General features: G+C 71.5%; 26 protein-coding genes, 1 other RNA gene and 1 pseudogene. 21 read left to right on the forward strand and 7 right to left on the reverse strand.

Annotated elements, in window-relative coordinates; genetic code table 11:
* The coding region (locus AC0682_RS17870) for an LPXTG cell wall anchor domain-containing protein (RefSeq protein ID WP_478533795.1) at positions 1-482 on the forward strand (482 nt) is incomplete at its 5' end.
* Positions 483-684: 202 nt separating this feature from the next.
* Here the strand turns inward: AC0682_RS17870 and AC0682_RS17875 are convergent.
* Positions 685-885, reverse strand: coding sequence for a hypothetical protein (locus tag AC0682_RS17875; RefSeq protein ID WP_254812451.1), 201 nt, complete (start codon positions 883-885; stop codon positions 685-687).
* Positions 886-1,144: 259 nt separating this feature from the next.
* Here AC0682_RS17875 and ftsE point away from each other — a divergent pair, with 259 nt between their 5' ends.
* The 5 genes from ftsE (at position 1,145) to ssrA (ending at position 5,072) form a co-directional block, all read left to right on the forward strand.
* The gene (ftsE, locus tag AC0682_RS17880) at positions 1,145-1,834 is read left to right on the forward strand and encodes a cell division ATP-binding protein FtsE (RefSeq protein WP_018488554.1); all 690 of its coding nucleotides are present in this window, start codon (positions 1,145-1,147) and stop codon (positions 1,832-1,834) included.
* A 56-nt stretch (positions 1,835-1,890) separates the two neighbouring features.
* A complete protein-coding gene (ftsX, locus tag AC0682_RS17885) occupies positions 1,891-2,811 on the forward strand; it encodes a permease-like cell division protein FtsX (protein ID WP_018488555.1) in 921 nt (306 codons plus the stop codon).
* 69 nt (positions 2,812-2,880) lie between these two features.
* Positions 2,881-4,068 (forward strand): S41 family peptidase, encoded by a 1,188-nt coding sequence (locus tag AC0682_RS17890; protein WP_254812452.1) that lies wholly within the window; start codon positions 2,881-2,883, stop codon positions 4,066-4,068.
* A gap of 18 nt (positions 4,069-4,086) precedes the next feature.
* Complete coding sequence (gene smpB / locus AC0682_RS17895) at positions 4,087-4,575, forward strand: SsrA-binding protein SmpB (protein WP_026237616.1); 489 nt, start codon at positions 4,087-4,089, stop codon at positions 4,573-4,575.
* Between the two features lie 110 nt (positions 4,576-4,685).
* Positions 4,686-5,072, forward strand: a transfer-messenger RNA (tmRNA) gene (ssrA, locus tag AC0682_RS17900).
* A 75-nt stretch (positions 5,073-5,147) separates the two neighbouring features.
* On the opposite strand, the gene AC0682_RS17905 is transcribed toward ssrA, so the two are convergent.
* The 3 genes from AC0682_RS17905 to AC0682_RS17915 all read right to left on the reverse strand — a co-directional run bounded on the left by AC0682_RS17905 (position 5,148) and on the right by AC0682_RS17915 (position 7,027).
* Positions 5,148-5,561, reverse strand: coding sequence for a hypothetical protein (locus tag AC0682_RS17905; RefSeq protein WP_478533796.1), 414 nt, complete (start codon positions 5,559-5,561; stop codon positions 5,148-5,150).
* Positions 5,562-5,951: 390 nt separating this feature from the next.
* Positions 5,952-6,161 carry a DUF397 domain-containing protein gene (locus AC0682_RS17910; RefSeq protein WP_478533797.1) on the reverse strand — a complete coding sequence of 70 codons (210 nt, stop codon included), beginning with the start codon at positions 6,159-6,161 and terminating at the stop codon, positions 5,952-5,954.
* Entirely contained in the window at positions 6,158-7,027 is an 870-nt protein-coding gene (locus AC0682_RS17915) for a helix-turn-helix domain-containing protein (protein WP_478533799.1), read from the reverse strand. Before AC0682_RS17915 ends, AC0682_RS17910 begins: the two co-directional genes overlap by 4 nt.
* A 225-nt stretch (positions 7,028-7,252) precedes the next feature.
* On the opposite strand from AC0682_RS17915, the pseudogene AC0682_RS17920 reads away from it, so the two are divergent.
* From AC0682_RS17920 to AC0682_RS17930, 3 genes and pseudogenes are all read left to right on the forward strand, one after another.
* Positions 7,253-7,627 (forward strand): annotated as a pseudogene (locus AC0682_RS17920) (ATP-binding protein); the annotation flags it as partial.
* A gap of 64 nt (positions 7,628-7,691) precedes the next feature.
* Entirely contained in the window at positions 7,692-7,898 is a 207-nt protein-coding gene (locus AC0682_RS17925; protein ID WP_029395432.1) for a hypothetical protein, read from the forward strand.
* Positions 7,899-7,954: 56 nt separating this feature from the next.
* Positions 7,955-8,167, forward strand: a complete 213-nt coding sequence (locus AC0682_RS17930) for a hypothetical protein (protein WP_103418845.1) — start codon at positions 7,955-7,957, stop codon at positions 8,165-8,167.
* Between the two features lie 16 nt (positions 8,168-8,183).
* Here the strand turns inward: AC0682_RS17930 and AC0682_RS17935 are convergent, their stop codons facing one another.
* Positions 8,184-9,515, reverse strand: coding sequence for an MFS transporter (locus tag AC0682_RS17935; protein ID WP_478533800.1), 1,332 nt, complete (start codon positions 9,513-9,515; stop codon positions 8,184-8,186).
* 102 nt (positions 9,516-9,617) lie between these two features.
* On the opposite strand from AC0682_RS17935, the gene AC0682_RS17940 reads away from it, so the two are divergent.
* From AC0682_RS17940 to AC0682_RS17950, 3 genes are all read left to right on the forward strand, one after another.
* The gene (locus tag AC0682_RS17940; protein ID WP_478533801.1) at positions 9,618-10,592 is read left to right on the forward strand and encodes a LysR family transcriptional regulator; all 975 of its coding nucleotides are present in this window, start codon (positions 9,618-9,620) and stop codon (positions 10,590-10,592) included.
* 216 nt (positions 10,593-10,808) lie between these two features.
* Complete coding sequence (locus tag AC0682_RS17945; protein ID WP_478533802.1) at positions 10,809-12,140, forward strand: nitrate/nitrite transporter; 1,332 nt, start codon at positions 10,809-10,811, stop codon at positions 12,138-12,140.
* A gap of 209 nt (positions 12,141-12,349) precedes the next feature.
* Entirely contained in the window at positions 12,350-13,492 is a 1,143-nt protein-coding gene (locus AC0682_RS17950; RefSeq protein WP_478533803.1) for a uroporphyrinogen-III synthase, read from the forward strand.
* Here AC0682_RS17950 and AC0682_RS17955 read toward each other — a convergent pair.
* On the reverse strand, positions 13,444-14,124 hold the full coding sequence (locus AC0682_RS17955; RefSeq protein WP_478533804.1) for a GNAT family N-acetyltransferase: 681 nt from the start codon (positions 14,122-14,124) through the stop codon (positions 13,444-13,446). The genes AC0682_RS17950 and AC0682_RS17955 overlap by 49 nt on opposite strands.
* A gap of 92 nt (positions 14,125-14,216) precedes the next feature.
* Here AC0682_RS17955 and AC0682_RS17960 point away from each other — a divergent pair, with 92 nt between their 5' ends.
* From AC0682_RS17960 to AC0682_RS17985, 6 genes are all read left to right on the forward strand, one after another.
* Positions 14,217-14,921 carry a CGNR zinc finger domain-containing protein gene (locus AC0682_RS17960; RefSeq protein WP_478533805.1) on the forward strand — a complete coding sequence of 235 codons (705 nt, stop codon included), beginning with the start codon at positions 14,217-14,219 and terminating at the stop codon, positions 14,919-14,921.
* Positions 14,922-14,987: 66 nt separating this feature from the next.
* Complete coding sequence (locus AC0682_RS17965) at positions 14,988-15,575, forward strand: sigma-70 family RNA polymerase sigma factor (RefSeq protein ID WP_254812456.1); 588 nt, start codon at positions 14,988-14,990, stop codon at positions 15,573-15,575.
* Positions 15,572-16,654, forward strand: a complete 1,083-nt coding sequence (locus AC0682_RS17970; RefSeq protein WP_478533807.1) for an anti-sigma factor family protein — start codon at positions 15,572-15,574, stop codon at positions 16,652-16,654. The genes AC0682_RS17965 and AC0682_RS17970 overlap by 4 nt, the downstream gene beginning before the upstream one ends.
* A 154-nt stretch (positions 16,655-16,808) precedes the next feature.
* Positions 16,809-19,238: a HelD family protein gene (locus tag AC0682_RS17975; protein WP_478533808.1), complete on the forward strand. Its 2,430-nt coding sequence runs from the start codon at positions 16,809-16,811 to the stop codon at positions 19,236-19,238.
* A 536-nt stretch (positions 19,239-19,774) separates the two neighbouring features.
* Positions 19,775-21,211 (forward strand): NAD-dependent malic enzyme, encoded by a 1,437-nt coding sequence (locus AC0682_RS17980; protein WP_254812458.1) that lies wholly within the window; start codon positions 19,775-19,777, stop codon positions 21,209-21,211.
* Positions 21,212-21,588: 377 nt separating this feature from the next.
* On the forward strand, positions 21,589-21,870 hold the full coding sequence (locus AC0682_RS17985; protein WP_003968811.1) for an HU family DNA-binding protein: 282 nt from the start codon (positions 21,589-21,591) through the stop codon (positions 21,868-21,870).
* A gap of 291 nt (positions 21,871-22,161) precedes the next feature.
* Here AC0682_RS17985 and murA read toward each other — a convergent pair whose 3' ends face one another.
* Entirely contained in the window at positions 22,162-23,502 is a 1,341-nt protein-coding gene (murA, locus tag AC0682_RS17990) for a UDP-N-acetylglucosamine 1-carboxyvinyltransferase (protein WP_006124927.1), read from the reverse strand.
* Positions 23,503-23,788: 286 nt separating this feature from the next.
* Here murA and AC0682_RS17995 point away from each other — a divergent pair, with 286 nt between their 5' ends.
* The 3 genes from AC0682_RS17995 (at position 23,789) to AC0682_RS18005 (ending at position 26,249) form a co-directional block, all read left to right on the forward strand.
* A complete protein-coding gene (locus tag AC0682_RS17995; RefSeq protein ID WP_478533810.1) occupies positions 23,789-24,349 on the forward strand; it encodes a YqgE/AlgH family protein in 561 nt (186 codons plus the stop codon).
* A gap of 30 nt (positions 24,350-24,379) precedes the next feature.
* The gene (locus AC0682_RS18000) at positions 24,380-24,673 is read left to right on the forward strand and encodes a DUF3039 domain-containing protein (RefSeq protein WP_003968816.1); all 294 of its coding nucleotides are present in this window, start codon (positions 24,380-24,382) and stop codon (positions 24,671-24,673) included.
* A gap of 271 nt (positions 24,674-24,944) precedes the next feature.
* Positions 24,945-26,249 carry an extracellular solute-binding protein gene (locus AC0682_RS18005; protein WP_478533812.1) on the forward strand — a complete coding sequence of 435 codons (1,305 nt, stop codon included), beginning with the start codon at positions 24,945-24,947 and terminating at the stop codon, positions 26,247-26,249.
* Positions 26,250-26,251 lie beyond the last annotated feature (2 nt).

A 26,251-nucleotide genomic window follows, 5' to 3' on the forward strand; every position in this document is an offset into this window, starting at 1 on the left:
ACGACCAGGGTGGCAACGCCAACGGTGGCGACCAGGGCGGTAACGCCAACGGTGGCGACCAGGGCGGTAACGCCAACGGTGGCGACCAGGGCGGTAACGCCAACGGCGGCGACCAGGGCGGTAACGCCAACGGCGGCGACCAGGGCGGTAACGCCAACGGCGGCGACCAGGGCGGCAACGCCAACGGCGGCGACCAAGGCGGCAACGGCACCTCCGGTTCCACTGGCACCACCGGCTCCGTGACCGGCGGTGGCGGCGACGCCTGCACCGTCGACTCCGGTGTCGTCGAGTGCGCCGACAACACGGACACCGACAGCGTCGGCAACCAGCCGGTCGAGCAGAGCAAGGGCAAGGAAGAGCTTGCCGAGACCGGTGCGGCCGAGACCACCTTCCTGGTCATCGGCGCCGCGACGATGATCGCCGGCGGCATCGGCTTCCGCATCCTGCCGCGTCTGGTCGGCGGCGGCCGCACGGTCGCCTAGGACCCGCTGACGACCGCGTACGGGCGCATGTGAGCCCCGTACCCGGTCCAGCGCGCACGGCACAGCGAAGGGCCCGGGAGGCTGTAGAAAGCCTCCCGGGCCCTTCTGTGCGTTCCGGCGCGCGCCGACCGTTTCGGCGGTCGTACGCAGACGTTCCGAGGCGCCCCTCGGGGCGTTGTGCGCCCCCAGGGGCGGGCAGAGGTCAGACGGTCTGGTGGGCCAGCAGCCCCAGGGCTGCGAGCAGCACGACCATCAGCGCGATCAGCATGGCCGGATTCAGCCCGGCCAGCGGGCTCTGTCCCTGCTCCTCCAGCATCTGCTGCCGCACGGCACGGCACACGCGGCAACGCCCCTCACTGACGGGGGCCGCGCAGTTCGCGCACACCAGTCGGTCATAGGTCATGCGCATTCCTCCTCCCGCGCGGCGGAGCCGCTGACTGCTCTCTCTCCGCACAACGCTCCGGGAAACGCAACCGTTCCCCCCACCACTGTGCCAGCTCCCGCCGTTTTCGGCGCGGCCCGTCGGACAAGGGAGGGTCCGACCCGATGCGTTCCGTACGGCGATCCGCCATAAATCGCCCATTGCCGGACGCCGCCTGCACGCGTGAGCCCGGTTCGCGTATGGTCACGCTCACCTACTCCCGGCCGACCGTGGTGCATCCGTGATCCGATTCGACAACGTCTCCAAGACCTACCCGAAGCAGAACCGACCGGCTCTGCGCGATGTCTCGCTGGACATCGAGAAGGGTGAGTTCGTCTTCCTGGTGGGCTCCTCCGGCTCCGGCAAGTCGACCTTCATGCGGCTCATCCTGCGCGAGGAGCGCGCCAGCACGGGCATGGTCCACGTGCTCGGCAAGGACCTCGCGCGGCTGTCCAACTGGAAGGTGCCGCAGATGCGCCGCCAGCTGGGGACGGTCTTCCAGGACTTCCGCCTGCTCCCCAACAAGACCGTCGCGCAGAACGTGGCCTTCGCCCAGGAGGTCATCGGCAAGCCGCGCGGCGAGATCCGCAAGGCCGTGCCCCAGGTGCTCGACCTCGTCGGCCTCGGCGGCAAGGAGGAGCGGATGCCCGGCGAGCTCTCCGGTGGTGAGCAGCAGCGTGTGGCGATCGCCCGGGCCTTCGTCAACCGCCCGATGCTGCTGATCGCGGACGAGCCGACCGGCAACCTCGACCCGCAGACCTCGGTCGGGATCATGAAGCTGCTGGACCGGATCAACCGGACCGGCACCACCGTGATCATGGCGACCCACGACCAGAACATCGTCGACCAGATGCGCAAGCGCGTCATCGAGCTCGAACAGGGCCGTCTCGTACGCGACCAGGCGCGCGGCGTCTACGGCTACCAGCACTGACCGAGGGGCCCGCGGGCCCCTCGCGCACTTCGAGCATCGAGTACTGAAAGGACGCCATGCGCGCCCAGTTCGTCCTGTCGGAGATCGGCGTCGGTCTCCGTCGCAACCTCACGATGACCTTCGCCGTCGTGGTCTCCGTCGCCCTCTCGCTCGCCCTGTTCGGGGGCGCGCTGCTGATGCGCGAACAGGTCAGCACGATGAAGGACTACTGGTACGACAAGGTCAACGTCTCGATCTTCCTCTGCAACAAGAACGACGCCAAGGACATGCCCAAGTGTGCGAAGGGCGCGGTCACGGCGGAGCAGAAGGCCCAGATCAAGGCCGACCTGGAGAAGATGGAGGCCGTTCAGAAGCCGGTCCACTTCGAGACCGTCGACGAGGCGTACAAGCACTACCAGGAGCAGTTCGGCGACTCCCCGATGGCGGGCAACATCACGCCCGACCAGATGCAGGAGTCGTTCCGCGTCAAGCTCAAGGACCCGCAGAAGTACAAGGTCGTCGCGACGGCCTTCGCGGGACGGGACGGGGTGCAGTCCGTCCAGGACCAGCGGTCCATCCTGGACAACCTCTTCGAGCTGATGAACGGCATGAACGTCGTCGCGATCTACGTGATGATCCTCATGCTCGTCATCGCGGTGATCCTGATCGTCAACACCGTGCGCGTCTCCGCGTTCAGCCGGAGACGTGAGACGGGCATCATGCGCCTGGTGGGCGCCTCCGGCTTCTACATCCAGGCCCCCTTCATCATGGAGGCCGCCGTCGCCGGCCTCATCGGCGGTCTGCTGGCCTGCGCGATGCTGCTCGGCGGCCGGTACTTCCTGATCGACGGCGGCCTCGCCCTCCAGGAGAAGCTGAACCTGATCAACTTCATCGGCTGGGACGCGGTCCTCACCAAGCTCCCGCTGGTGCTCGCGATCGGCCTGTTGATGCCGGCCGTCGCGGCCCTCTTCGCGCTCCGCAAGTACCTGAAGGTATGACATACGCCTCCCCGGGGCGCACGGTCGATCACCCGTGCACCCCAGGGGGCTTGTCCTAGACTCGGCGCCATGTCGGGCTGTCCGCACCGCTTCCGGCCCCGCGGCCTCTGCCGCGGGGCGGCCCTGACATTGGTCTTCGGGTGTGTCCTCGCGACGGGCGCGGCGACCGGTTCGTTGCCCCAGGGCCCCGACCCCGTACCCGAACTCCCGGCCCGTACGGTCGCCTCCCGTCACGCCCCGGTCGACCGGGCGGAGATCGAGGACGCGGCGGCGAAGGCGGAGGCGGACGGGAAGTCCGTGAAGGAGGCGGCCGGAGAGGTCGTCAGCCGGAGCGGGGACCGGTGGGGCGCGGTCTACGACGAGCGGGAGTACGAGGAGTTCGAGCAGGCCCTGGAGGGCTCGTACCTGGGTGTCGGCCTCTCCGCCCGCCGCACCGAGGGCGGGGGCGTCGCCGTCTCCCGCGTCCATCCCGGCGGGCCCGCCGACCGGGCCGGGATCCGCGAGGGTGACCTCCTCCGTACGGTCGACGGCCGCCGGGTGGACCGGCGGCCCGTCCCCGAGGTGGTCGCGTTGCTGCGCGGCGACGGTACGGGGGCCGGGGAAGGGACCCCCGTCGTCCTCGGTCTCGTACGGGACGGAGAACCCTCCACGCAGACGCTGAGACGGGCCCGGCTGACCCCCGCGGCGGTCACCGTGAGCCGCCTGGGCACCGGCCCCTCAGCCGCCTACCTCCTCAAGGTCGCCGCGTTCACCAAGGGAAGCGGCCAGGACGTCCGGGACGCGGTCCGCGAGGCCCCCGAGGACGCCGGGATACTCCTGGACCTCCGTGCCAACTCCGGAGGCCTGGTCACCGAGGCCGTCGCCGCCGCCTCCGCCTTCCTGGACGGCGGCCTGGTCGCCACCTACGACGTACGCGGCGAGGAACAGGCCCTGTACGCCGACCCCGGCGGCGACACCGAGCGGCCTGTGGTGGTCCTTGTCGACGGAGGCACGATGAGCGCCGCCGAACTGCTCACCGGCGCCCTCCAGGACCGGGGCCGCGCGGTCACCGTCGGCTCCCGCACCTTCGGCAAGGGCTCGGTGCAGATGCCCAGCGAACTGGCCGACGGCGCGGTGGCCGAGCTGACCGTCGGCCACTACCGCACTCCGGCGGGCCGCAGCGTCGAGGGCACGGGCATCACCCCCGACCTGGTGGCCCACGATCGGGCCCAGCAGCGGGCCGAGACGGTATTGAGTGGCCTCGGGGGTGGGTCGTAGTGCGAAAATGACCGCACTATGGCGAAGGAAAAAGACACCGGGCGCAAGATGATCGCGCAGAACAAGAAGGCGCGGCACGACTACACCATCCTCGACACCTACGAGTGCGGCCTCGTGCTCATGGGCACCGAGGTGAAGTCCCTGCGCATGGGGCGGGCCTCCCTGGTCGACGGGTTCGTCCAGATCGACGACCACGAGGCGTGGCTGCACAACATCCACGTCCCCGAGTACGTCCAGGGCACCTGGACCAACCACGCGGCCAAGCGCAAGCGCAAGCTGCTCCTCCACCGGGCCGAGATCGACAAGCTGGAGTCCAAGTCCTCGGAGACCGGCCACACCATCGTGCCGCTCGCCCTGTACTTCAAGGACGGCCGGGTGAAGGTCGAGATCGCGCTGGCCAAGGGCAAGAAGGAGTACGACAAGCGGCAGACCCTCCGCGAGAAGCAGGACACACGCGAGACCAACCGCGCCATCGCGGCGGCCCGCCGACGGCAGCGCAGCGCCTGATCAGCGCCTGGGGAACCCCCTGCGGGGGAATACGCTGGCATCGTCCCGCGTTGGTCACGTACGATGGGCCGTGCACCTCACCGAAGGCGCACGTTTTGAAAAATCAACATGGGGATGATCGGTTTCGACAGCGGATGTCGAAGCAGGGGAAGCGAGTCGAGGAAGCGGCAATGATCTCGTAAACCATATGTCGCAAACAATAATCGCCAATTCCAAGCGCGATTCCTCCGCCTTCGCCCTCGCTGCCTAATTAGCAGCTAGCGAAGACTCTGCGGAGTGTCAGCCCGGGGGTGATCCCGACCCGGATCCTGGCATCAGCTAGGGATCTAAACTTCTCGGCCCGGCCACGGGGCCGAGGAGGAAATCAAACAGTGGCTGGGCCTGTCGGAGGCTTGTTCGCGTGACCTCCGGGGCCGAGAAAAGCGCAGCGAACTGCACTCGGAGAAGCCCTGGTTCCGCACCGTTGGACGCGGGTTCGATTCCCGCCATCTCCACAATTCCCATGTAGGCCGCTGCCCCGTGAGTTCGCTCACGGGGCAGCGGCTTTTTTCATGCTTTCCGGCTCCGGGCGTTCACCACTCGCGCCAGTCGTCGGCCTCCATGACGAGCGACGGGTGTCCGGCGACATGCGCCAGCTCTTCGAGTACGAGGCAGATGTCCTCGCGCTCCTCCGTCTCGATGACCCGGCCCGCCGCCCGGTCGGCCGTGTTGAACCACAGCACCAGCGACTTCAGCACCTTCCGCGCGGCGGGCTTCCGGGGCTTCGGCCCCAGGTCCCGCAGCTCCCGGCAGGCCTGGTGCACCCGCCGTACGGCCGCCCGCCGGAACGCGGCCGGGGGAAACGGCGGCGACGGCGTCCACCGCTCGAACGGGGTCTCCGCCAGAAGCTGCTCCCAGGGCAGCCCCGCCAGCCGCGCCGCGTACCGCTCCTTCTCCGCCTCCGCTACACGCCGCCTCCGCTCCTCGACCGCCTCCTTCTCCCGCACAGCGCCTCCCGGTCGTGTCCTCCACCCCGCACGCGAAGACCGCCGGCCTCCCCGTGTGCGCGAACCGCCGACGCCGCAGCACCCGGTGTTCCCGTACCTCCGCCGGCGTGGGCACCCGGTCCCACACCCCGTCGAACACCGCCACGACGATCACCTCCGGCGCCCGCCCGACCACCGCGAGAGCGCCGAAGCGTCCGGTGCCGGGCGGGGAGCCGGGGTGGAGCGGCGACGTGCGGAACGCGAATATCGCGCCGGGGTCGACGTCGAGCGGGTTCCTCGGGCTTCTCTTCGCTGCGGACATCGGCTCACCCTAAGGGCCGCCCATGACAAGGGCCGGGCCCCACGGATCTGCGCTCCGTGCGGTCCGGCCCGGTCAGGGGGCGGGGCGGGTCAGCTCCCGTACGCCTGGCCCTTCACCCCGTCGGTGAAGGCGGTCCACTGGGCAGGGCCGAAGTGGAGGCGGGGGCCGTGCTGGTCCTTGCTGTCGCGGACTGCCCGGCCGCCGTCGGAGAGGGGGGCCACCTCCACGCAGTCGCCCTGCTGACCGCTGGCAGTGGCCTTGACGAACGGGCCGACGATGGTGGGGGTGGCGCTGGTCATGATGGGTTCCTCTTGTCTCGTTCGCGGCGCATCTCATCCATGATGTCGGTGATGCGCGTCAGTGAATCTGCCGGGCTCAGCGCGCTGGCCCGGAGGTTGTCGAACGCGTCGGTGTGCGCGTCGAGTTGTCCGGGCCGGTCCATGAACAGCGTCCCGGTCAGGTTCTCCACGCACGCGATGCTGGGGTCCGTGGGGAAGTCGAAGAGCACGAAGGAGCTTTGTACGCCCGCGTGCGCACCCGCCTCGAACGGCAGCACCTGCAGCGTGATGTTGCTCCGCTCTGTGAGGCGAACGAGGTGGTTGAGCTGGTCCAGCATCACCGCATAGCCGCCCACCACCTGGCGCAGCGTGCCCTCGGTCATGATGGCCCAGATCTTCGGCGGCTTGTCGCGGTCCAGGATCGACTGGCGTTCCATCCGCACGGTGATCAGCGAATCCACATGGCCGGGCGGCAGCACCGCCGGACCCGCCGTGATGACGTGGCGCGTGTAGTCCGGCGTCTGCATCAGGCCCGGCACGATCAGGCCTTGAAACGTACGGATCCCGTCCGCCGAACCCTCCAGCGCGATGAAGTCCCGGTACTCGCGCGGCAGCGCGTCCTCGTAAGCGATCCACCAGCCACGGGACTTGGCGTCCTTCGCCGCCTCCACGAACGCGGTGATCTGCTTCTCGTCGGTGACGTTGTAGAGCGCGAGCAGGGCCTTCAAGTCGGTGCGGGAGACGCGGACGTCGCCGCTCTCTATCCGGCTCATCTTCGACTGGGAGAAGCCGAGTTCGGTGCCGACCGCCTCAGCCGTCAGGTTGGCCTTGCGGCGCAGTTGCCGCAGGTCCGAACCGAGTCGGCGGCTCCTGATCGTCTGGCCCATCACGCTCCTCGAATGTGTCGTGGACAGTCTGCCCGCTGCTCCGGCGGGAGCGCCAGCAAGTAGATATGCATACATGCGAAAGGGTAGTTGCAGGGTGGGAGTATGCAGCGCTACGGTGTTCCCGTCGGTCACGCAACGTCATTCCATGATGGCGAAGCGTGGCAACGCCCGTGGTGTGGTCGGTGATTTCGCCGGTCCGCGCCACATGCCGAGAGGTGAACTCTGGTGGACAGCGAAGAGCCGACCTTTACCTTTCCCGCCGCCGAGGGGTCCGTCCGGGCGGCCAGAAAATCCGTGCGAGGGGTGATGGAGGGCTGGGGGATCGGCGGCGAGCTGTCGGAGACCGCCGAGCTTCTCGTCAGCGAACTCGTCACCAACGCCGTGCTGCACGCCGCGGGCAGCCCCTCCTGCCGCGTGACGTGCACGCGGACCGCAAGTGCCTTCACCGTCGCCGTCATTGACCACGGAGGTGGTCTCCCGGCGGTACGGGACGCGGGGCCGGGGGCCACCTCGGGGCGGGGGCTGCTCCTGGTGGAGAGCCTTGCCGACGACTGGGGCGTACGCGTCCTGCCCCGCGGCAAGGCCACGTACTTCGTCCTCTCCGTGCCGCCGCCACCGGACGGTGTTCCGTCGGCCGGAGGCCCCCGCGCTCTGGAGGAGCCGCGTGACAGACAGGTCCGAGCCGACGCCGGGCACCACCCCGGGGCTCCGGGTGCCGCTGGTACGGGGCGAGCCGGCGGCGTACGTCCTGCTCTTCGGCCCGCACGGGGAGCGGCGCGAGGCCCTGACCACCGCACAGCTCATGTCGCTCGTCGTGGACGCCGCCGGAGAGCTGGGGTTCGTGCTCTCGGCGCCCCCGCGCGACTCATGAGCCGTCAGTTCACCTGCTCCGCAATCCGCTTAGCCGCGACGAAAGGCTGATCCCCCATGTACTACCAGCGACCCGCCCAGGATGCCGCGCTCGTCGAGGGCAACCTCGCCGCCAAGGACCTCGCCGAGGCGCTCGCACAGGCCGGCTTCTCCCTGCCCTCCCTCTACGGCGACTTCCCCACCCTCACCGACGGGGCCCTGGTCCACCTCGGCGGCGCCTCCGCCGAGGTCGTCCGCGAGCTGGCCGCCTGGATCCGCGAACGCGTCTGAGGCGCCCCCCTCTGAGTCAACCCCGGTCCGTGCCCCGTCGCCGCCACCCGTACGCCCCCGCCGCCGCGATGACCAGGGCGAGGGCCGCGGCCCCTGTCGGGGCCGCGTAGCCGGAGACCGTACCGGCGTGCTCCACCAGCCAGCCGCCCGTCGCCGCGCCCGCCGCCACCCCGCCCAGCAGGGCGGTCACCGAGAGCGTCATGCCCTCGTTCAACTGGCCGGGGGGCGTGGAGCGTTGGACGAGCGTCATGCCCGTGACCATGGTGGGCGCCGTCGCCGCGCCCGCCAGCAGCAGGCAGAGCGCCAGGACGGGCAGCGAGGCCGTGGAGGCGGCGGCCAGCAGGGGCAGGGACATCAGGGCGGTCATGGCGGTCAGGCAGAGCAGCAGCCTGCGGTGCACGTTCCGGGCCGGGCGCAGGGAGCCGTAGAGGAGCCCCGCCGCGCAGGAGCCCGCGGCCTGGAGCGCCAGGATCGCGCCCCCGGCATGGGCGATGGAGACGACCTCCAGCGCCCCGAACACCGCCCCCGTCGCCAGGAAGACCGCCAGCAGTGCGGGCATCCCCGGGGTGCGGAGAGGTGAAGTGGTCTTACGTGTACGGGGGTTGGGCGGCGGTTCCGTCGCGCGCTGGGCCGCGAAGATCAGCACCCCGGTCATCAGCAGGAACGCCCCCACCAGCGTCCCCGCCTCCGGGAACAGTGCCCCGCAGAGCGTCGCCGCGAGGACCGGGCCCAGCATGAAGCACAGCTCGTCCGCCGCCTGTTCGAAGGAGTTCGCGGTGTGCAGGGCCGCCGGGTCGCCCCGGTGGAGGTGGGCCCAGCGGGCCCGGGACATCCCGCCGGTGTTGGGCGTGGTCGCGGTGGCGGCGTACGCCGCGAAGAGCGTCCAGGCCGGGGCCCCGTACCGTACGCAGAGCACCAGCGCGAGCGAGCCCAGTACGGCGAGCGCGGTCGCGGGCACGGCGATCCTGGCCTGGCCGTGGCGGTCCACCAGCCGGGCCGTGAAGGGCGCGACGACCGCCGTGGCCGCGAGGCCGGTCGCGGTGACGGCCCCGGCGAGCGCGTACGAGCCCCGGGACCCGGCGATCATGATCACCGCGCTGACGCTGAGCATCCCCATCGGGAGCCGGGCGATCAGGTTGCCCGCCGTGAAGGCGCGCGCGCCGGGGGTGGCGAGCAGGCGGAGGTAGGGGTTCGTGGGGGCTGGGCGACGGCGTACCGGGCGGTCCCGAACCCGTAGGGCCTTCTCCGGCGATGTGCGCGGGGCCGCCACCAGCTGGCCCCCGACCACCGTCAGCAGCGCGTTGGAGGTCGTACGGGCAGGGGGAGCGGGGGCGGGGGATTTCGGCATGGGACCAGGCTCGCCGCGACCAGGCACCCCCGTCCAACACCTTCTCCTCCACCATTCACGCACCCCTGTTGTGAATCGCCTGCCGCGTTGTAGATTCGCCGCATGCCCGCCCCCGACACCGACCCCCGGCTCCTCCGTGCCTTCCTCACCGTCGCCGAGGAGCTGCACTTCACCCGCGCCGCCGCCCGCCTCTTCGTCGCCCAGCAGGCGCTGAGCCGGGACATCCGGCGGCTGGAGCGCGACCTGGGCGTGGAGCTGTTCGTGCGCACCACCCGGCAGGTCGCGCTCACCCCCGACGGCGAGCGGCTGCTGCCGTACGCGCGCCGGGTGCTCGACGCGTACGCCGAACTCGCCGGGGCCTTCGGCGGCGGGTCCGCCCGGCCGCTGCTGGTCGATCTGAACACGGACGGGATGACCGCCGCCCGGGTGCTGGCGCGGGCCCGGGAGATCGCCCCGGAGTGCGAGCTGATGGCCCGGTTCGAGTCCGGGCTCACCTGGGCCGCCTCCGAGATCCTGGCCGGGCGGCTGGACGTCTCCTTCGGCCGGGCCGCCGGACTCGCCCCCGCGGTGCGGGCCGGACTCTCCGTGCAGCCGGTGCGGTACGAGCCGATGGCCCTGATGCTGCCCGCCGCTCACCCCCTCGCCGGACGCGCGGCCATCCCTCTGCCCGAGCTGTCCGGGACGACCGTCTACGCGGGGGCGGGCAACGAGCGGACCCGGGAGTGGACGGAGCTGGCGGCGCTGCTCTTCGCCGAGTGGGGGATCGAGCTGGCGCCGCCCGTTCCGCTCGCCGTGGGCGTGGCCGAATTCCAGCGGGTCATGGCGAAGGGCGGACACCCCGTTCTGGCGGTGACGGAGTTCCCGCCGCTGCCGGGGACCGTGCTGCGCCCGCTCGTCGATCCCGTTCCGCTCTCGCCCCTGACGATGGTCTGGCGCAAGGGCCTGCGGCACCCCGGCCTGGATGCCCTCCGTACCGCTGCCGACCGGTTGGGCAAGGGGGAAGGGTGGCTGGAGCGGCCTTCCGGATCCTGGCTGCCCGAGGGGGACGTGTCACTGATGTGCGACCTTCCCCGGTGAACTCCGGGGCGCGGTCCGCGGACCGGCCCGCACGGCCCGACCGTGGCCGGACGACCACCCGTAGGGGCTCATCTCACCGGGCCGCCCCCGGCCCGGTGAGAGCAAGGTTGCCCACCGGTCACCTCACGGCACTCCACCGAAACGCGCGCTCCCTAGCGTCGGGACTCCACCCCGCAGCGACGGGGACACCACCCCGACCCCCTGTGGAGGCGCGTGATGGCAGGCCGTTGGATCGAGACCTGGGAGCCGGAGGACGAGACGTTCTGGCGGGAGAAGGGGGAGCGCGTCGCCCGCCGCAACCTCTGGTTCTCCGTGCTCTCCGAGCACATCGGATTCTCCGTCTGGACCCTGTGGTCGGTGATGGTCCTCTTCATGGGACCGGAATACGGCATCGACGCCGCCGGAAAGTTCTTCCTGATCTCCACCGCCACCCTGGTCGGGGCGCTGGTCCGCATCCCGTACACCTTCGCCGTCGCCCGGTTCGGCGGCCGCAACTGGACGGTGATCACCGCCCTCGGACTGCTCGCCCCGACGCTCGCCGCCTTCTGGGTGATGGAGCCGGGCACCTCGTACGGCACGTTCGTGCTGGTCGCCGCGCTCACCGGGATCGGCGGCGGCAACTTCGCCTCCTCCATGACCAACATCAACGCGTTCTTCCCGCTCCGCGAGAAGGGCTGGGCGCTCGGCCTCAACGCGGGCGGCGGCAACATCGGCGTCCCGGTCGTCCAGTTGATCGGCCTCCTCGTCATCGGCACGCTCGGCGCCGCCCACCCCCGGGTCGTGCTCGGCGTCTACATCCCGCTCATCGTCGTGGCCTCCGTCTGCGCCGCCCTGTACATGGACAACCTCCGGCCCGTGCGCAACGACACCGGGGCCGCCCTGGAGGCCGTCCGCTCCCCGCACACCTGGATCGTCTCCACGCTGTACGTCGGCACCTTCGGCTCGTTCATCGGCTACAGCTTCGCCTTCGGCCTGGTCCTCCAGACCCAGTTCGGGCGCACCCCGCTCCAGGCCGCCTCGCTCACCTTCCTGGGCCCGCTGCTCGGCTCCCTGATCCGCCCCTTCGGCGGGCGACTGGCCGACCGGCACGGCGGGGCCCGGATCACCCTGGCCGCCTTCGCCGCGATGGGCGGCGCCACCGTGATCGTCATCTACGCCTCCGCCACCGCCTCCCTCCCCGTCTTCCTCGTCGGCTTCACCGCCCTGTTCGTCCTGAGCGGGCTGGCCAACGGGTCGACGTACAAGATGATCCCGGGCATCTTCCACGCCCAGGCGATCGAGCAGGGGCTCGACGGCGAGGCGGCCGCGGCCCAGGGACGGCGGCTCTCCGGGGCGGCCATGGGGTTCATCGGGGCCGTCGGCGCGCTCGGCGGGCTGGCCATCAACCTCGCCTTCCGCCAGTCCTTCCAGACCACCGGCACCGGCACCGCGGCCTTCTGGTCCTTCCTCGCCTTCTACGCCGTCTGCTCCGCGCTCACCTGGGTGGTATACCTTCGCCGCCCCGCGCCCGTAGCCGCGAAACCGCAGGTCGGTTACGCGGAGGTGTAGGGGAGGCGCGGCCCCGGCGACCTGTGACGTAACGGCCGGGAAATACGGGAGAACCGAGCCTGTCACGCATGGTTGGCAGGCTCGGGCCTCCGCGCACCACGCAACCCGCGCACCGCGCACGAGTCAGCAGGACCCACGATCGGGCACCGACCCCACCAGGACCACGATCGCCGCACCAGCCAGCAGGACCACGAGAGCCGGGACACGCCATGCAGGACGACGACACCACGCACGGCCCTCTCGCGGGCTTCACGGTCGGAGTGACCGCCGCCCGCCGCGCCGAGGAGCTGGCCACCCTCCTCAAGCGGCGCGGTGCCGCCGTCCAGCACGCCCCCGCCCTGCGGATCGTTCCGCTCGCCGACGACAGCGAACTCCTCGACGCGACCAAGGAACTGATCGACCACGCCCCGGACGTGGTGGTCGCCACCACCGCCATCGGCTTCCGGGGCTGGGTGGAGGCCGCCGACGGCTGGGGCATCGGCGACGCGCTCCTGGAGCGGCTGCGCGGCGTCGAACTCCTCGCCCGCGGCCCCAAGGTCAAGGGCTCCGTCCGGGCCGCCGGGCTGACCGAGGCCTGGTCACCCGGGTCCGAATCCCTGGCCGAGGTCCTCGACCGGCTCCTGGCCGAGGGCGTCGCGGGCCGCCGGATCGCCGTCCAGCTGCACGGCGAACCGCTCCCCGGCTTCATCGAGTCCCTCCAGGCGGCCGGTGCCGAGATCGTCGGAGTCCCCGTCTACCGCTGGATGCCGCCGCAGGACATCGCCCCGCTCGACCGGCTGCTCGGCGCCACCGCCGCCCGCGCCCTGGACGCCGTCACCTTCACCAGCGCCCCCGCCGCCGCCTCGTTCCTGGGCCGGGCGGAGGAGCGCGGGCTGCTCCCGGAGGTCCTGGGGGCGCTGCGCGACGATGTGCTGGCCGCCTGCGTCGGACCGGTCACCGCCCTCCCGCTCCAGGCCCACGCCATCCCCACCGTCCAGCCCGAGCGCTTCCGCCTGGGCCCCCTCGTCCAGCTCGTCTGCGCCCAACTCCCCACCCGGGCCCGGGTCCTGCCCATCGCCGGCCACCGCGTCGAGATCCGCGGCCACGCGGTGCTGGTCGACGACGAGCTGCGCGTGGTGCCGCCCGCGGGCATGGCTCTCCTGCGCACCCTGGCCCGCCGCCCCGGCTGGGTGGTGACCCGCGCCGACCTGCTGCGGGCCCTGCCCGGCAGCGGCTCCGACGAGCACGCGGTGGAGACGGCGATGGCCCGGCTCCGCACGGCACTCGGGGCGCCGAAGCTGATCCAGACCGTCGTGAAACGCGGCTACCGGCTGTCGCTGGACCCGGCGGGGGACGCCTCGGGCGGGCTCTGAGCAGCACCGCTCACGTGGGGTGCCGGTGCCGATCCCTGTGCCGATGGCGCCTTCCGTACGTGCAGATGGCCCTCGAGCGGGAACTCCGGCGGCAGCGCGCTCAGCAGTTCCGCGAACGCGTAACCGGACTTCTCCGCCACCCGGCAGGACGCCACGTTGTCCACCTGGTGCAGCAGCTCCAGCCGGACCAGCCCCTCGTCGGCGAAGCCCGCGAACGCCCAGGCGGAGAGCGCCTCCAGGGCCCGGGGCGCCACCCCCCGCCCCCGCGCCCACGCCGCCGTCCAGTACCCGACCTCGGCCCGCCCGGTACCCGGCTCGGGCTGCTTCAGCGCCAGGTTGCCGACCAGCTCGCCGCCCCGGCCCGGGTCCGTCACGGCGAAGCTGAACCGGGTCCCCGACTCCCGGCCCTCGCGCTGCGACTGAAGCCAGCGGGCGGCCTCGTCGGGCGTGGAAACGGGCAGCCGCACCCACTTCCGCATGACCGGGTCGTCGTACGCCTTCAGCAGCGCCGGCACGTCCTCCTCGCGCCAGGGCCGCAGCAGCAGCCCGCCGGCCGCGAGGGTGAGGTCCGCTCCGGTGGTCGTGGTCGTGGTCGCCGTGTCCGCCGTGGCCGTTCCCCCGTGATCGCTCATGGACGTCACGGTAGCGGGGGTGACGGGCGGGGGCGGGCGGGGCACTCTGGAGGGTGGCATCCGACCGTTGACCCCGAGGCGGTGACAGGCGTATGGCGGCGGGCAGGGGCGCGCACGTGTGGCGGTTCGACTCCGGCCGGATCTGCCTCGACCTGGTGGCCACCGGGCCCGCGGGCGGGACGCCTCGCGCCCGGGAGCAGCTCGAAGGGCCGGCCCGGCTCGCCGACTGGCTGACCGCCGCCCGGCTCGTCCCGCCGGGCACCGCGCTGACCGCTCTGGACGCCACCTGGCTGACCCGCTTCAGGGAGGTGAGGGCGGACGTGGAGCGGCTGATGGCAGCTCAACTGGCGTCGCGGGACCCGGCAGTAGGCCCGGCCATCGTCCAACTCGCCCAGCCTAACGACGGGAACGCCCTGGAGCGGGTCAACTCCCTTGCCGCGCACGCCCCGCCGGGGCCGCGTGCGGTGCGGGGCGAGGGCGGGGCGCTGGTACGGGCCCTGAGCGCCGAACCCGACTGTGCGGGGCTCCTCGCGGTCGTGGCCCGGGACGCGGTGGACCTGCTCACCGACCCGGTGGCGCGGGCCGCCCTGCGCCGCTGCGCGGGCGGCGCCTGCCACCGGCTCTACCTGGACACCTCGCGCGGGGGTCGGCGCCGCTGGTGCTCCGGCGAGGTCTGCGGCAACCGGGAACGGGTCGCCCGGCACCGCCGCCGTACGGCCGCAGGGGATGCCGGGCCGACGGCCGGTGGCGCCCCGTCGGACCACTCGGTGGAAGAAATACGACCCCGAGTTGAATGATCCCGCGCCCGCCTCCGTATCCCTGCCCGAAGGACTCCATCCAGGGTCTCGACCAGGAGGTTTCGGGTGCGCAAGGATGCGGCCGTGGCCGATGACCGTCCGCACAGGGCTCGACATCGTGGTGAGCCGCCCACGCCCCCGGCCGGGATACCCGACGAGGAGCTGATGCGGGCGCTCTACCGCGAACACGCCGGGCCGCTGCTCGCGTACGTCCTCCGGCTGGTGGCGGGCGACCGCCAGCGGGCCGAGGACGTCGTGCAGGAGACGCTCATCCGTGCCTGGAAGAACGCCGACCGGCTCAACCGGGCCACCGGCTCCGTCCGCCCCTGGCTGGTGACGGTCGCCCGGCGCATCGTCATCGACGGCCACCGCAGTCGGCAGGCCCGGCCGCGCGAGGTCGATCCGTCGCCGCTGGAGGTCATTCCCGCGGAGGACGAGATCGACAAGGCGCTGTGGCTGATGACGCTGTCGGACGCGCTCGACGATTTGACGCCCGCGCACCGGGAAGCATTGGTCGAGACCTACTTCAGGGGACGTACGGTGAACGAGGCGGCCGAGGTGCTCGGCATTCCCAGCGGCACCGTGCGGTCCAGGGTCTTCTACGCACTCCGTTCGATGAAGCTCGCACTCGAAGAGAGGGGGATCAGGGCATGAGCGACCAGCAGTGGCAGCCGTTCGGGCCCCGGCCTCCCGGACCCCGTAGGCCCACCGGTCCCTCGAACTCCCCCTACCCCACGGGTTCCGGCCGTCCCTCGCACCCCTCGCACTCATCGAACCCCTCGGGTTCCTCGGGTTCCGCTGGTTCCTCCCACTCCGCGGGCTCCCAGAATCCCCCGTATCCCGCGGGCCCTGCACACCCCTCAGGGCCCGCGTACCTCTCCGTCCCCGGGCACCCCGGCGGCCCCGGGCACCCCGGTGGCTTCTCCGGCCCCTCCGGCCCTGGGCCGTCGCTGGGAGGGGGGCCCGAAGGGTCCGAGCACGACGCGGCCGCCGCCTATGTCCTGGGCATCCTGGACGACGCCCAGGCGAGCGCCTTCGAGGCCCACCTCGCCGGGTGCGCCCGGTGCTCGGCGCATCTCGACGAGTTCGCCGGGCTGGAGCCCATGCTCGCGATGCTGGCCGAGGCACCGGCCGCCGTGCCCGGGGCCCGTCCCGTACCGCAGGTTCCCGAGCCGCCCGCGCCCAAGGTGCTCGGCGGGCTGATGGACGAGGTCGCGCACCGGCGGCACCGCCGTACGAAGCGCAGCCGGTACCTGGTCGCCGCTGCCGCCGCGCTGATCATCGGGGGCCCGGTCGCCGCCGTGGCCGTCACCGGAGGGGACGAGAGCGGCGGGCGCTCCGTCGCCGGCGGGGAGCCGCACCCCACCGGGCCCGCCGAGGGCTCCTTCTTCGAGCACATCACGGAGAAGGTGTCCGGGACCGACCCCACCACCCGGGTCGCCGCGACGGTCGGCATGGAGAAGAAGGCGTGGGGCACGCAGACGGTCCTGGAGCTGAAGAACGTCAAGGGGCCGCAGAAGTGCACCCTCGTCGCCGTCTCCAAGACCGGTGAGGAGGAGGTCGTCACCTCCTGGTCCGTCCCGAAATGGGGGTACGGCATCGAGAGCTCCGCGCACGAGTCGGCCAGGGCCCCGCTGTATGTGCACGGCGGCGCCGCGATGTCCCGCGAGGACATCGCCCGGTTCGAGGTGCGCACCTTCGACGGGGAGCGGCTGGTGGAGATCGGCGCCTGAGCGGACCGCTCCGGTCCGCTCAGAGCCGGGGCGTCCCGGGAAAGCGCCCTTCCGACGCGCAATCGCAACACTCGCGGCGTGGACGGCAGGTGCGCGCGGGCCCCCCTTCGCATAGGGTTGACGGCTGCCCAATGCACGTCAGAAGGGGGCCTCGGTGGCCGCGCAGGATGCCGCTGTCGATTCGTTGCGGGACCGGGAGATCGGTGTCGAGCAGGAACATCTGGACCGGGTTTACCACCGCCTCGAAGAGAAGATCGACGAGGCGGAATTCCTCATGCACGACGCCGTCAAACGCGGGCAGGTCGGCACGCCCGGCGCCCTCGCGGAGCGGGACGCCCAGGTCTTCCGGGCGGGCGTCCACCTCAACCGGCTCAACAGCGAGTTCGAGGACTTCCTCTTCGGCCGGATCGACCTGCTCCTCGGCAAGGACGGTGAGCGCGGGCCGGACGGCGCGTACACCTCCGTCGAGCCGGCCGACGACGCCGTACGCGAGGACGCCACCGCCGACATCGCGGAGACGCTCCACATCGGCCGGATCGGCGTCCTGGACGCCGACTACGCGCCGCTGGTGATCGACTGGCGGGCCCCGGCCGCCGCCCCGTTCTACCGCTCCACGCCCAAGGACCCGGGCCGGGTCGTACGGCGCCGGGTCATCCGCTCCAAGGGGCGCAGGGTCCTCGGGGTCGAGGACGACCTGATGCGCCCGGAGCTGACGGCGTATCTGGGCGGCGAGAAGCTGCCGGTGATCGGTGACGGGGCCCTGATGGCAGCCCTCGGCCAGGCCCGCAGCCACACCATGCGGGACATCGTCGCCTCCATCCAGGCCGAACAGGACCTGGTCATCCGGGCCCCCGCCGCCTCGGTCACCGAGGTGACCGGCGGCCCCGGCACCGGCAAGACGGCGGTGGCCCTGCACCGGGCCGCGTACCTGCTCTACCAGGACCGGCGGCGGTACGCGGGCGGCATCCTGATCGTCTCGCCCACCCCGCTCCTGGTCGCGTACACCGAAGGGGTGCTGCCCTCGCTGGGGGAGGAGGGCCAGGTCGCGATCCGCGCGATCGGCTCGCTCGCCGAGGAGGCGTCAGGGCCGGAGGGCGCGTACGGAAGGGGCGGCCCGAAGGGCCCCGACGAGGGGCGGTGGTCGGGTGACGGGGGGGCTTACGACGAACCGGCCATCGCCCGGATCAAGGGCTCCTCCCGGATGCTCCCGGTGCTGCGCAAGGCGGCCCGGGGCGCGCTGGAGGTGCCGCGCCCGGTGGACGAGGGCGGTCAGCTCGCCTTCGGGGACGAGCCCGCCCGGGCCGCCGCCCCGGCCACCCCCACCCGGCTGCGGGTCGTCGCCTTCGGAGCCCGTATCGAGCTGGAGGCCGACGAGCTCCGCCGCATCCGGCACAACGTGCTCGGCGGCACCGCCCCCGTCAACCTGCTGCGCCCGCGCGCCCGCAAGCTGCTGCTCGACGCCCTGTGGAGCAAGTCGTCGGGGCGCGGGCGCTACACCGACCCGCAGCTGGTGGCGGAGTTGCGGTCCTCCTTCGACGAGGACGTCTCCACCGAGACCCCGTTCCTGGAGTTCCTGGACGCCTGGTGGCCCGAGCTGACCCCGCGCCGGGTGCTGGCCGCGATGGCCGACGAGAAGCGGCTGGCCCGCTGGTCCCGGCGCGTCCTCAACCAGGGCGAGGCACGCCGGCTGGCCCGCTCCCTGAAGCGGCTGGACCCGGCGGACGGCAGCGGTCCCCTCTCCGTCCACGATGTGGCCCTCCTGGACGAGCTCCAGGCGCTGCTGGGCACCCCGGCCCGGCCGAAGCGCAAGCGGGAGATGGACCCGCTGGACCAGCTCTCCGGCCTTGAGGAGCTGATGCCGCAGCGCGAGGAGACCCAGTGGGAGCGGGCCGAGCGGCTGGCGGCGGAGCGCACGGAGTACGCGCACGTCATCGTCGACGAGGCTCAGGACCTGACGCCGATGCAGTGGCGGATGGTGGGCCGCCGGGGCCGCCACGCGACCTGGACGATCGTCGGCGACCCGGCCCAGTCCTCCTGGTCCGACCCGGACGAGGCGGCCGCCGCCCGGGACGAGGCGCTCGGCTCCCGGCCGCGCCGCCGCTTCACCCTCACCGTCAACTACCGCAACCCGGCCGAGATCGCGGAGCTGGCCGCGAAGGTGCTGGCGCTCGCCATGCCCGGCATGGAGTCCCCGTCGGCGGTCCGCTCGACCGGGGTGGTGCCGCGGTTCGAGCCCGTACGGGACGGGGACCTGGCCGCCACGGTCCGCGCGGAGGCGCGCCGGCTGCTGGCGGAGGTGGACGGCACGGTGGGCGTGGTCGTGGCGATGGACCGGCGCGCCGAGGCCCGCGAGTGGCTGGCGGAGCTGGGCGAGCGGGTGGTGGCGCTGGGCAGCCTGGAGGCGAAGGGCCTGGAGTACGACGCCACGGTGGTCGTCTCGCCTGCCGAGATCGCGGACGAGTCCCCGGCGGGGCTGCGGGTGCTGTACGTGGCGCTGACCCGGGCCACGCAGCAGCTCACGGTGGTGTCGGGGGAGCGGGACATGCCGGACGAGGGCGGGGTGCCGGACCTGCTGCGGGACTGACCGGCCGGGTCGGATGCGGGCGCTGCCGGTCCGGGGGAGCGGTCCTGCCGGGTCGGAGTGCGGGTGCCGGCGGGTCGGGGGAGCGGTCCTGCCGGGTCGGGGGAGCGGGTGCCTCGGGCCGGGGGGCTGAGTGCTTCGCGTCAACACGGTGCACGGGGAATCACTTCTCCGGGGTCTTTGTTACCGTGGTACTGGCACCGGCTCGATCCAAGCCCCCGGGCCCAACCTTCGTCGCTTCGAGCGACCACTTGCCGCGAGGCGAGCATGGCGGGCCGGTGCCACTCAACGTGAAGGCCAGACCCGCGCCACCTGTCGGTGGCGCGGGTCTGTTGTCGTTTCAGGGCCCGGTCGAGGCGCTCGGGAGGCGGTTGGGGGTTCCGCCGAACGGGTGAATTCTCGTATGGTGGAAAATGCTTTCCGAAGGGTGGCAGTCATTAACGGCTACCAGTCGGTAGGTGCGACGATCGGGAAGCGTGACCGGAACGAGGGTTCCGGATGCGAAGCAATGAAGCTTGAGGAAAGCGAAGGACTCGGCCATGGCAACGGCGCCCAGCGTCTCGTACTCGATGACGGTCAGGCTGGAGGTGCCCGCGAGTGGCACCGCGGTCTCCCAGCTCACCACGGCCGTGGAGTCGTCGGGAGGGTCGGTCACCGGCCTCGACGTGACCGCGTCCGGCCACGAGAAGCTGCGGATCGACGTCACGATCGCGGCCACGTCCACCTCGCACGCGGACGAGATCGTCGAGGGGCTGCGCGACATCGAGGGGGTCGTGCTGGGCAAGGTCTCCGACCGTACGTTCCTCATGCATCTCGGCGGCAAGATCGAGATGGCGTCCAAGCACCCCATCCGCAACCGTGACGACCTCTCGATGATCTACACCCCCGGCGTCGCCCGGGTCTGCATGGCCATCGCCGAGAACCCCGAGGACGCCCGCCGCCTCACCATCAAGCGCAACTCCGTCGCAGTCGTGACGGACGGCTCCGCGGTGCTCGGCCTCGGCAACATCGGGCCGATGGCCTCGCTGCCCGTCATGGAGGGCAAGGCGGCCCTCTTCAAGCGCTTCGCGGGCATCGACGCCTGGCCCATCTGCCTGGACACCCAGGACACCGACGCCATCGTCGAGATCGTCAAGGCGATCGCCCCCGGCTTCGCGGGCATCAACCTGGAGGACATCTCCGCCCCCCGCTGCTTCGAGATCGAGGCCCGGCTCCGCGAGGCCCTGGACATCCCCGTCTTCCACGACGACCAGCACGGCACCGCCATCGTCGTGCTCGCCGCCCTGACCAACGCCCTGCGCGTGGTGGGCAAGAACATCGGGGACGTACGGGTCGTCATGTCCGGTGCCGGCGCCGCCGGTACGGCCATCCTGAAGCTGCTGATCGCCGCGGGTGTCAAGCACGCCGTGGTGGCCGACATCCATGGCGTCGTGCACGCCGGGCGCGAGGACCTGGTCGCCGCCGACCCGGACTCGCCGCTGCGCTGGATCGCGGACAACACCAACCCCGAGGGCGTCACCGGCACCCTCAAGCAGGCCGTGGTCGGCGCCGACGTCTTCATCGGCGTGTCCGCCCCCAACGTCCTGAACGGGGACGACGTCGCGGCGATGGCAAAGGGCGCGATCGTGTTCGCGCTGGCGAACCCCGACCCCGAGGTCGACCCGGCGGTCGCCCGCGAGACCGCCGCCGTCGTCGCCACCGGCCGCTCCGACTTCCCCAACCAGATCAACAACGTGCTGGTCTTCCCGGGTGTCTTCCGCGGTCTGCTGGACGCTCAGTCCCGCACCGTCAACACGGAGATGATGCTCGCCGCCGCCGGAGCCCTCGCCGACGTGGTCGCGGAGGACGAGGTCAACGCGAACTACATCATCCCCTCCGTGTTCAACGACAAGGTGGCCGGTGCGGTCGCCGGAGCCGTCCGGGCGGCCGCCAAGGCCGCCGCGGGCACCGGAGCGGCCCCCGCGTCCGCCGGCTAGACCACGCGGTTTCGCCGGGCCTCCCAGGGGTACGCGCGGGACACCCCGGGCCGCACCCGCCCGTGCCGTACGGCGCGTCGCGGGTCGCGGCGCCCCAAACGCCCCTTTAGGGTGGGCGGGCAGCGGGCCCCGTGGGGCCCGGCATCCGCTGCGGACCGCTAAGGGAAGCCGACGGAACGTCACCACGAGCAGACAGTGGCGCTTTTCGTTGACCCTGAAGGGTTCCGGATTGGCTTTCCCGCCGCAGGTGGGGGCAGGATGCGTAATCGGGCGCGAGGGTCTGACATCAGACCCGGGTCCGGGGACTGTCAGAGGGCCCTGGCAGCATCGGCTTCGATCTCACGCCTCACAGGCAAGAAGAACACGGGAGTAACAACATGAACCGCAGTGAGCTGGTGGCCGCCCTGGCCGACCGTGCCGAGGTGACCCGCAAGGACGCCGACGCCGTGCTGGCCGCGCTCGCCGAGACCGTCGGTGAGATCGTCGCCAAGGGCGACGAGAAGGTCACCATCCCCGGCTTCCTGACCTTCGAGCGCACCCACCGTGCCGCTCGCACCGCGCGCAACCCGCAGACCGGCGACCCGATCAACATCCCCGCCGGCTACAGCGTGAAGGTCTCCGCGGGCTCGAAGCTCAAGGAAGCCGCCAAGGGCAAGTAACCCCCCCAAGGCGCACGTAAGGGCGGCCACTCCCCACCGGGAGTGGCCGCCCTCGCGCATGCCGGGGGCACATGCGGCCGCTCGTGCCCCGCACGCGGTGCGGGCCGCCGGGGGTGCCGCCCGGGTGCCACCGGCGTACGGGAGGGACGCTCGCGGGCCGTAGCGGGCCGCCTCGGGCGGTTGCGGGCCCCGGGAGAGCCGGGGGCGGAAAGGACCGGTGCCCCGGCCCCCTCCAGGAGGGGGCCGGGGCACCGGGTACGCAGTGCTGTGTGCGGCAGCACTGTGCGGGGGTCAGACCAGCGAACCGCCCGGCAGTTCCACCTTCGCGCCGAGCTTCTCCAGCTTCTCCATGAAGTTCTCGTAACCGCGGTTGATCAGGTCGATGCCGTGCACCCGGGAGGTCCCCTGGGCCGCCAGCGCCGCGATCAGGTACGAGAAGCCGCCGCGCAGGTCGGGGATGACCAGATCGGCGCCCTGGAGCTTGGTCGGTCCGGAGACGACCGCCGAGTGCAGGAAGTTGCGCTGGCCGAAGCGGCAGTCCGAACCGCCCAGGCACTCGCGGTACAGCTGGATGTGCGCACCCATCTGGTTGAGCGCGGAGGTGAAGCCGAGCCGCGACTCGTACACCGTCTCGTGGACGATGGAGAGCCCCGCGGCCTGCGTCAGCGCCACCACCAGGGGCTGCTGCCAGTCGGTCTGGAAGCCGGGGTGGACGTCCGTCTCCAGCGCGATCGCGTTGAGCGCGCCGCCGGGGTGCCAGAAGCGGATGCCCTCGTCGTCGATCTCGAAGGCGCCGCCGACCTTGCGGTAGGTGTTGAGGAAGGTCATCATCGAGCGCTGCTGGGCGCCGCGCACATAGATGTTGCCCTCGGTCGCCAGCGCGGCCGACGCCCAGGAGGCCGCCTCCAGGCGGTCCGGGATCGCCCGGTGGGTGTAGCCGTCGAGCTTGTCGACACCGGTGATCCGGATGGTCCGGTCGGTGTCCATGGAGATGATCGCGCCCATCTTCTGCAGCACGCAGATGAGGTCCTCGATCTCCGGCTCGACCGCCGCGTTGGACAGCTCGGTGACGCCCTCGGCGAGGACGGCGGTGAGCAGCACCTGCTCCGTGGAGCCCACCGAGGGGTACGGCAGCCGGATCTTGGTGCCGCGCAGCCGCTGCGGGGCCTCCAGGTACTGGCCGTCGGCCCGCTTCTCGATGGTCGCGCCGAACTGGCGGAGCACCTCGAAGTGGAAGTCGATCGGCCGGCCGCCGATGTCGCAGCCGCCGAGCCCCGGGATGAAGGCGTGGCCGAGGCGGTGCAGCAGGGGGCCGCAGAAGAGGATCGGGATGCGCGACGAACCCGCGTGGGCGTCGATGTCGGCGACGTTGGCCGACTCGACGTGCGAGGGGTCGAGGATCAGTTCGCCCGGCTCGTCGCCGGGGCGGACCGTGACGCCGTGCAGCTGGAGGAGCCCCCGGACCACCCGTACGTCACGGATGTCGGGAACGTTGCGGAGGCGGCTGGGCCCGCTGCCGAGCAGCGCGGCGACCATGGCCTTCGGCACCAGGTTCTTGGCGCCTCGGACGCGGATCTCGCCCTCCAGCGGGGTGCCGCCGTGGACAAGCAGGACATCGTCTGTGCCGGTCATGTATCTCGCGTTCCGGAGTGGTCGGGCAGGGGGCCAACGAAAAGGGTAATGGCCTCCTACCCCCCTTCCGTAAGGCGAAGGGGGGTGTACGAACGTCATGAATCCGCCACAACACCCTCCGCGCACCCGATCTTGCGGAGGGTCACCGTCCGGATGGCCCCCGGGTTCTGCCCGCGCGGTGCGCTCCCCGTGCCCCCGTGCGCCCTGAGCTGCGCTCGCTGTCCTGAGGTGATCGTCACGGCCGCCCGGTGTCCGTGGAGGGCGAAGATGCGGGATCATTTCTGCCATGACGGAGGTGTCCTCGCTCACAGGGCGACTGCTCGTGGCCACACCCGCCCTCGCGGACCCGAATTTCGACCGCGCGGTGGTGCTCCTCCTCGACCACGACGAGGAGGGCTCCCTCGGCGTGGTCCTCAACCGCCCGACCCCGGTCGGTGTCGGGGACATCCTCGGCTCCTGGGCCGGGCTGACCGGTGAGCCGGACGTCGTCTTCCAGGGCGGCCCGGTCTCGCTCGACTCGGCGCTCGGCGTGGCGGTGATCCCCGGCGACGAGGGCCCGCTCGGCTGGCGCCGGGTGCACGGGGCGATCGGCCTGGTCGACCTGGAGACCCCGCCGGAGCTGCTGGGGCCGGCGCTGGGATCGCTGCGGATCTTCGCGGGGTACGCGGGGTGGGGACCCGGTCAGCTGGAAAGGGAGCTGACCGAGGGCGCGTGGTACGTGGTCGAGTCGGAGCCCGGTGACGTCTCCTCCCCGCGCCCGGAGAACCTCTGGCGCGCGGTGCTCCGGCGGCAGCGCAGCGAGCTGGCGATGATCGCCACGTATCCGGACGACCCTTCGCTCAACTGAAGGCCCGCTCTTTCAGTACCCTTGGCGGTTATGAGCACTCTTGAGCCCGATCGCGGGGCAGGTACGGGGACCCTCGTTGAGCCGACGCCGCAGGTGTCGAGGGGCGACGGCGACCACGAGCGCTACGCCCATTACGTCCAGAAGGACAAGATCATGGCGAGCGCCCTGGAGGGCACCCCCGTGGTCGCGCTGTGCGGCAAGGTCTGGGTGCCGGGGCGTGACCCCAAGAAGTACCCGGTCTGTCCCATGTGCAAGGAGATCTACGAGTCCATGGGCGCCGGCGGCGACAAGGACAAGGGCAAGGGCGGCAAGGACAAGAAGTAGCTTTTCCCGGCTGTAACGGGCCTCAGGCCCGGGACCCCCGGTCCGTGCGGTGACGCGCGGGCCGGGGGTCCTTCGCGTGTCCGGACGGCGCCTTCCGCGCCGCCGTCACGGAGGGTGACCAGATGATCGCGTTGCACGGGCTGCGTCGGCGGGTCACAGAGTGGTGGAGACCACTTGTCGAGCGCCGGAACCGGACTTACTCTCCTGCCAGTTGTGCAGAACGAAACGCACGTTGCACATGATGCAACAAATGACCGGTAGGGGTTCCCGGATGAAGCTTTCTGCCCGAATTGCCGCCCCGGTGGCGGCGCTTGTGCTGGCGGGCGTCACTGCCACCGCCTGTGCGCCCCAGACCTCCGACACCAGTGCGAAGGGTGACGAGAAGAGCGGGACCCTCCGTGTCTGGCTCTTCCAGGAGGTCGGCAACAAGCCCAAGGAGAAGGTCGTCAACGAAGCGATCGCCGCGTTCGAGAAGAGCCACCAGGGCACCGAGGTCAAGGTCGAGTACATACCCGTCGACACCCGCGCCCAGCGCATCAAGGCCGCCTTCAACGACCCCAAGAGCGCTCCCGACCTCATCGAGTACGGCAACAGCGACACCGCCGGCTACGTCAAGGACGGCGGACTCGCGGACGTGACCTCCGAGTTCGGCGCCTGGGAGGAGGCCAAGGACACCGACCCGATCGCCAAGCAGTCCGTCACCGTCGGGGACAAGGTCTACGGCGCCCCGTTCTTCGTCGGCGTCCGCGCCCTCTACTACCGCACCGACGTCTTCAATGAGCTCGGCATCGAGCCGCCCAAGTCCCAGGCCGAGCTGATCTCCACCGCCAAGAAGGTCCGCAAGGCCAAGCCCGACCTCTACGGCCTCGCGGTCGGCGGCGCCTACACCTACGGCGCGATGCCCTTCATCTGGTCCCACGGCGGCGAGATCGCGGGCGAGACCGACGGTACGTACAAGTCCGGCATCAACAGCGAGAAGGCCCGCAAGGGCATCGAGGCCTACACCTCGCTCTTCGGCGACGACAACTGCCCGGCCGCCAAGTGCGCCTCCATGGGAGGCAACGCCACCGTGACCGCCTTCGCCTCCGGCAAGGCCGCCATGGCCATCGGCGGCGACTTCAGCCACGCGGCCGTCGAAGCGGGCTCGGTCAAGGGCAAGTACGCGGTCGTCCCGCTGCCCGGCGTCGCCCCGAACTCCATCGCCCCCGCCTTCGCGGGCGGCAACAACCTGGGCGTCCTCAAGAGCAGTTCGCACCGCACCCTCGCCGTCGAGCTGATGAAGTCGCTGACGAGCAAGAAGACCCAGGCCGAGATGTTCGACGCGATGGGCTTCCTGCCCACGTACACCGACGTCCTGGACAACGCGGCGAAGAAGCAGCCGTTCGTCGCCCCGTTCGTCCAGACCCTCGGGGCCGGGGCCAAGTTCGTCCCCGCCTCGCCCGCCTGGGGCCAGATCGACGCCTCGCTGGTCCTGCCGACGATGTTCCAGGAGATCGTCTCCGGCCGTAAGGACGTGGCCCGGGCCTCGGACGACGCGGCGAAGAAGATGGACGCGGCCTTCACCGACGCGGGCTGACC

It is taken from the genome of Streptomyces sp. NPDC043746 (assembly GCF_056436485.1).

What these genes read in the sequence shown, in the direction of transcription:
- AC0682_RS17875 (WP_254812451.1), bottom strand. Translation starts at nt 885, where the DNA reads ATGACCTATGACCGACTGGTGTGCGCGAACTGCGCGGCCCCCGTCAGT.
- ftsX (WP_018488555.1), top strand. Translation starts at nt 1,891, where the DNA reads ATGCGCGCCCAGTTCGTCCTGTCGGAGATCGGCGTCGGTCTCCGTCGC.
- AC0682_RS17890 (WP_254812452.1), top strand. Translation starts at nt 2,881, where the DNA reads ATGTCGGGCTGTCCGCACCGCTTCCGGCCCCGCGGCCTCTGCCGCGGG.
- smpB (WP_026237616.1), top strand. Translation starts at nt 4,087, where the DNA reads ATGGCGAAGGAAAAAGACACCGGGCGCAAGATGATCGCGCAGAACAAG.
- AC0682_RS17910 (WP_478533797.1), bottom strand. Translation starts at nt 6,161, where the DNA reads ATGACCAGCGCCACCCCCACCATCGTCGGCCCGTTCGTCAAGGCCACT.
- AC0682_RS17915 (WP_478533799.1), bottom strand. Translation starts at nt 7,027, where the DNA reads ATGGGCCAGACGATCAGGAGCCGCCGACTCGGTTCGGACCTGCGGCAA.
- AC0682_RS17930 (WP_103418845.1), top strand. Translation starts at nt 7,955, where the DNA reads ATGTACTACCAGCGACCCGCCCAGGATGCCGCGCTCGTCGAGGGCAAC.
- AC0682_RS17935 (WP_478533800.1), bottom strand. Translation starts at nt 9,515, where the DNA reads ATGCCGAAATCCCCCGCCCCCGCTCCCCCTGCCCGTACGACCTCCAAC.
- AC0682_RS17940 (WP_478533801.1), top strand. Translation starts at nt 9,618, where the DNA reads ATGCCCGCCCCCGACACCGACCCCCGGCTCCTCCGTGCCTTCCTCACC.
- AC0682_RS17945 (WP_478533802.1), top strand. Translation starts at nt 10,809, where the DNA reads ATGGCAGGCCGTTGGATCGAGACCTGGGAGCCGGAGGACGAGACGTTC.
- AC0682_RS17950 (WP_478533803.1), top strand. Translation starts at nt 12,350, where the DNA reads ATGCAGGACGACGACACCACGCACGGCCCTCTCGCGGGCTTCACGGTC.
- AC0682_RS17955 (WP_478533804.1), bottom strand. Translation starts at nt 14,124, where the DNA reads ATGAGCGATCACGGGGGAACGGCCACGGCGGACACGGCGACCACGACC.
- AC0682_RS17960 (WP_478533805.1), top strand. Translation starts at nt 14,217, where the DNA reads ATGGCGGCGGGCAGGGGCGCGCACGTGTGGCGGTTCGACTCCGGCCGG.
- AC0682_RS17970 (WP_478533807.1), top strand. Translation starts at nt 15,572, where the DNA reads ATGAGCGACCAGCAGTGGCAGCCGTTCGGGCCCCGGCCTCCCGGACCC.
- AC0682_RS17980 (WP_254812458.1), top strand. Translation starts at nt 19,775, where the DNA reads ATGGCAACGGCGCCCAGCGTCTCGTACTCGATGACGGTCAGGCTGGAG.
- AC0682_RS17985 (WP_003968811.1), top strand. Translation starts at nt 21,589, where the DNA reads ATGAACCGCAGTGAGCTGGTGGCCGCCCTGGCCGACCGTGCCGAGGTG.
- murA (WP_006124927.1), bottom strand. Translation starts at nt 23,502, where the DNA reads ATGACCGGCACAGACGATGTCCTGCTTGTCCACGGCGGCACCCCGCTG.
- AC0682_RS17995 (WP_478533810.1), top strand. Translation starts at nt 23,789, where the DNA reads ATGACGGAGGTGTCCTCGCTCACAGGGCGACTGCTCGTGGCCACACCC.
- AC0682_RS18000 (WP_003968816.1), top strand. Translation starts at nt 24,380, where the DNA reads ATGAGCACTCTTGAGCCCGATCGCGGGGCAGGTACGGGGACCCTCGTT.
- AC0682_RS18005 (WP_478533812.1), top strand. Translation starts at nt 24,945, where the DNA reads ATGAAGCTTTCTGCCCGAATTGCCGCCCCGGTGGCGGCGCTTGTGCTG.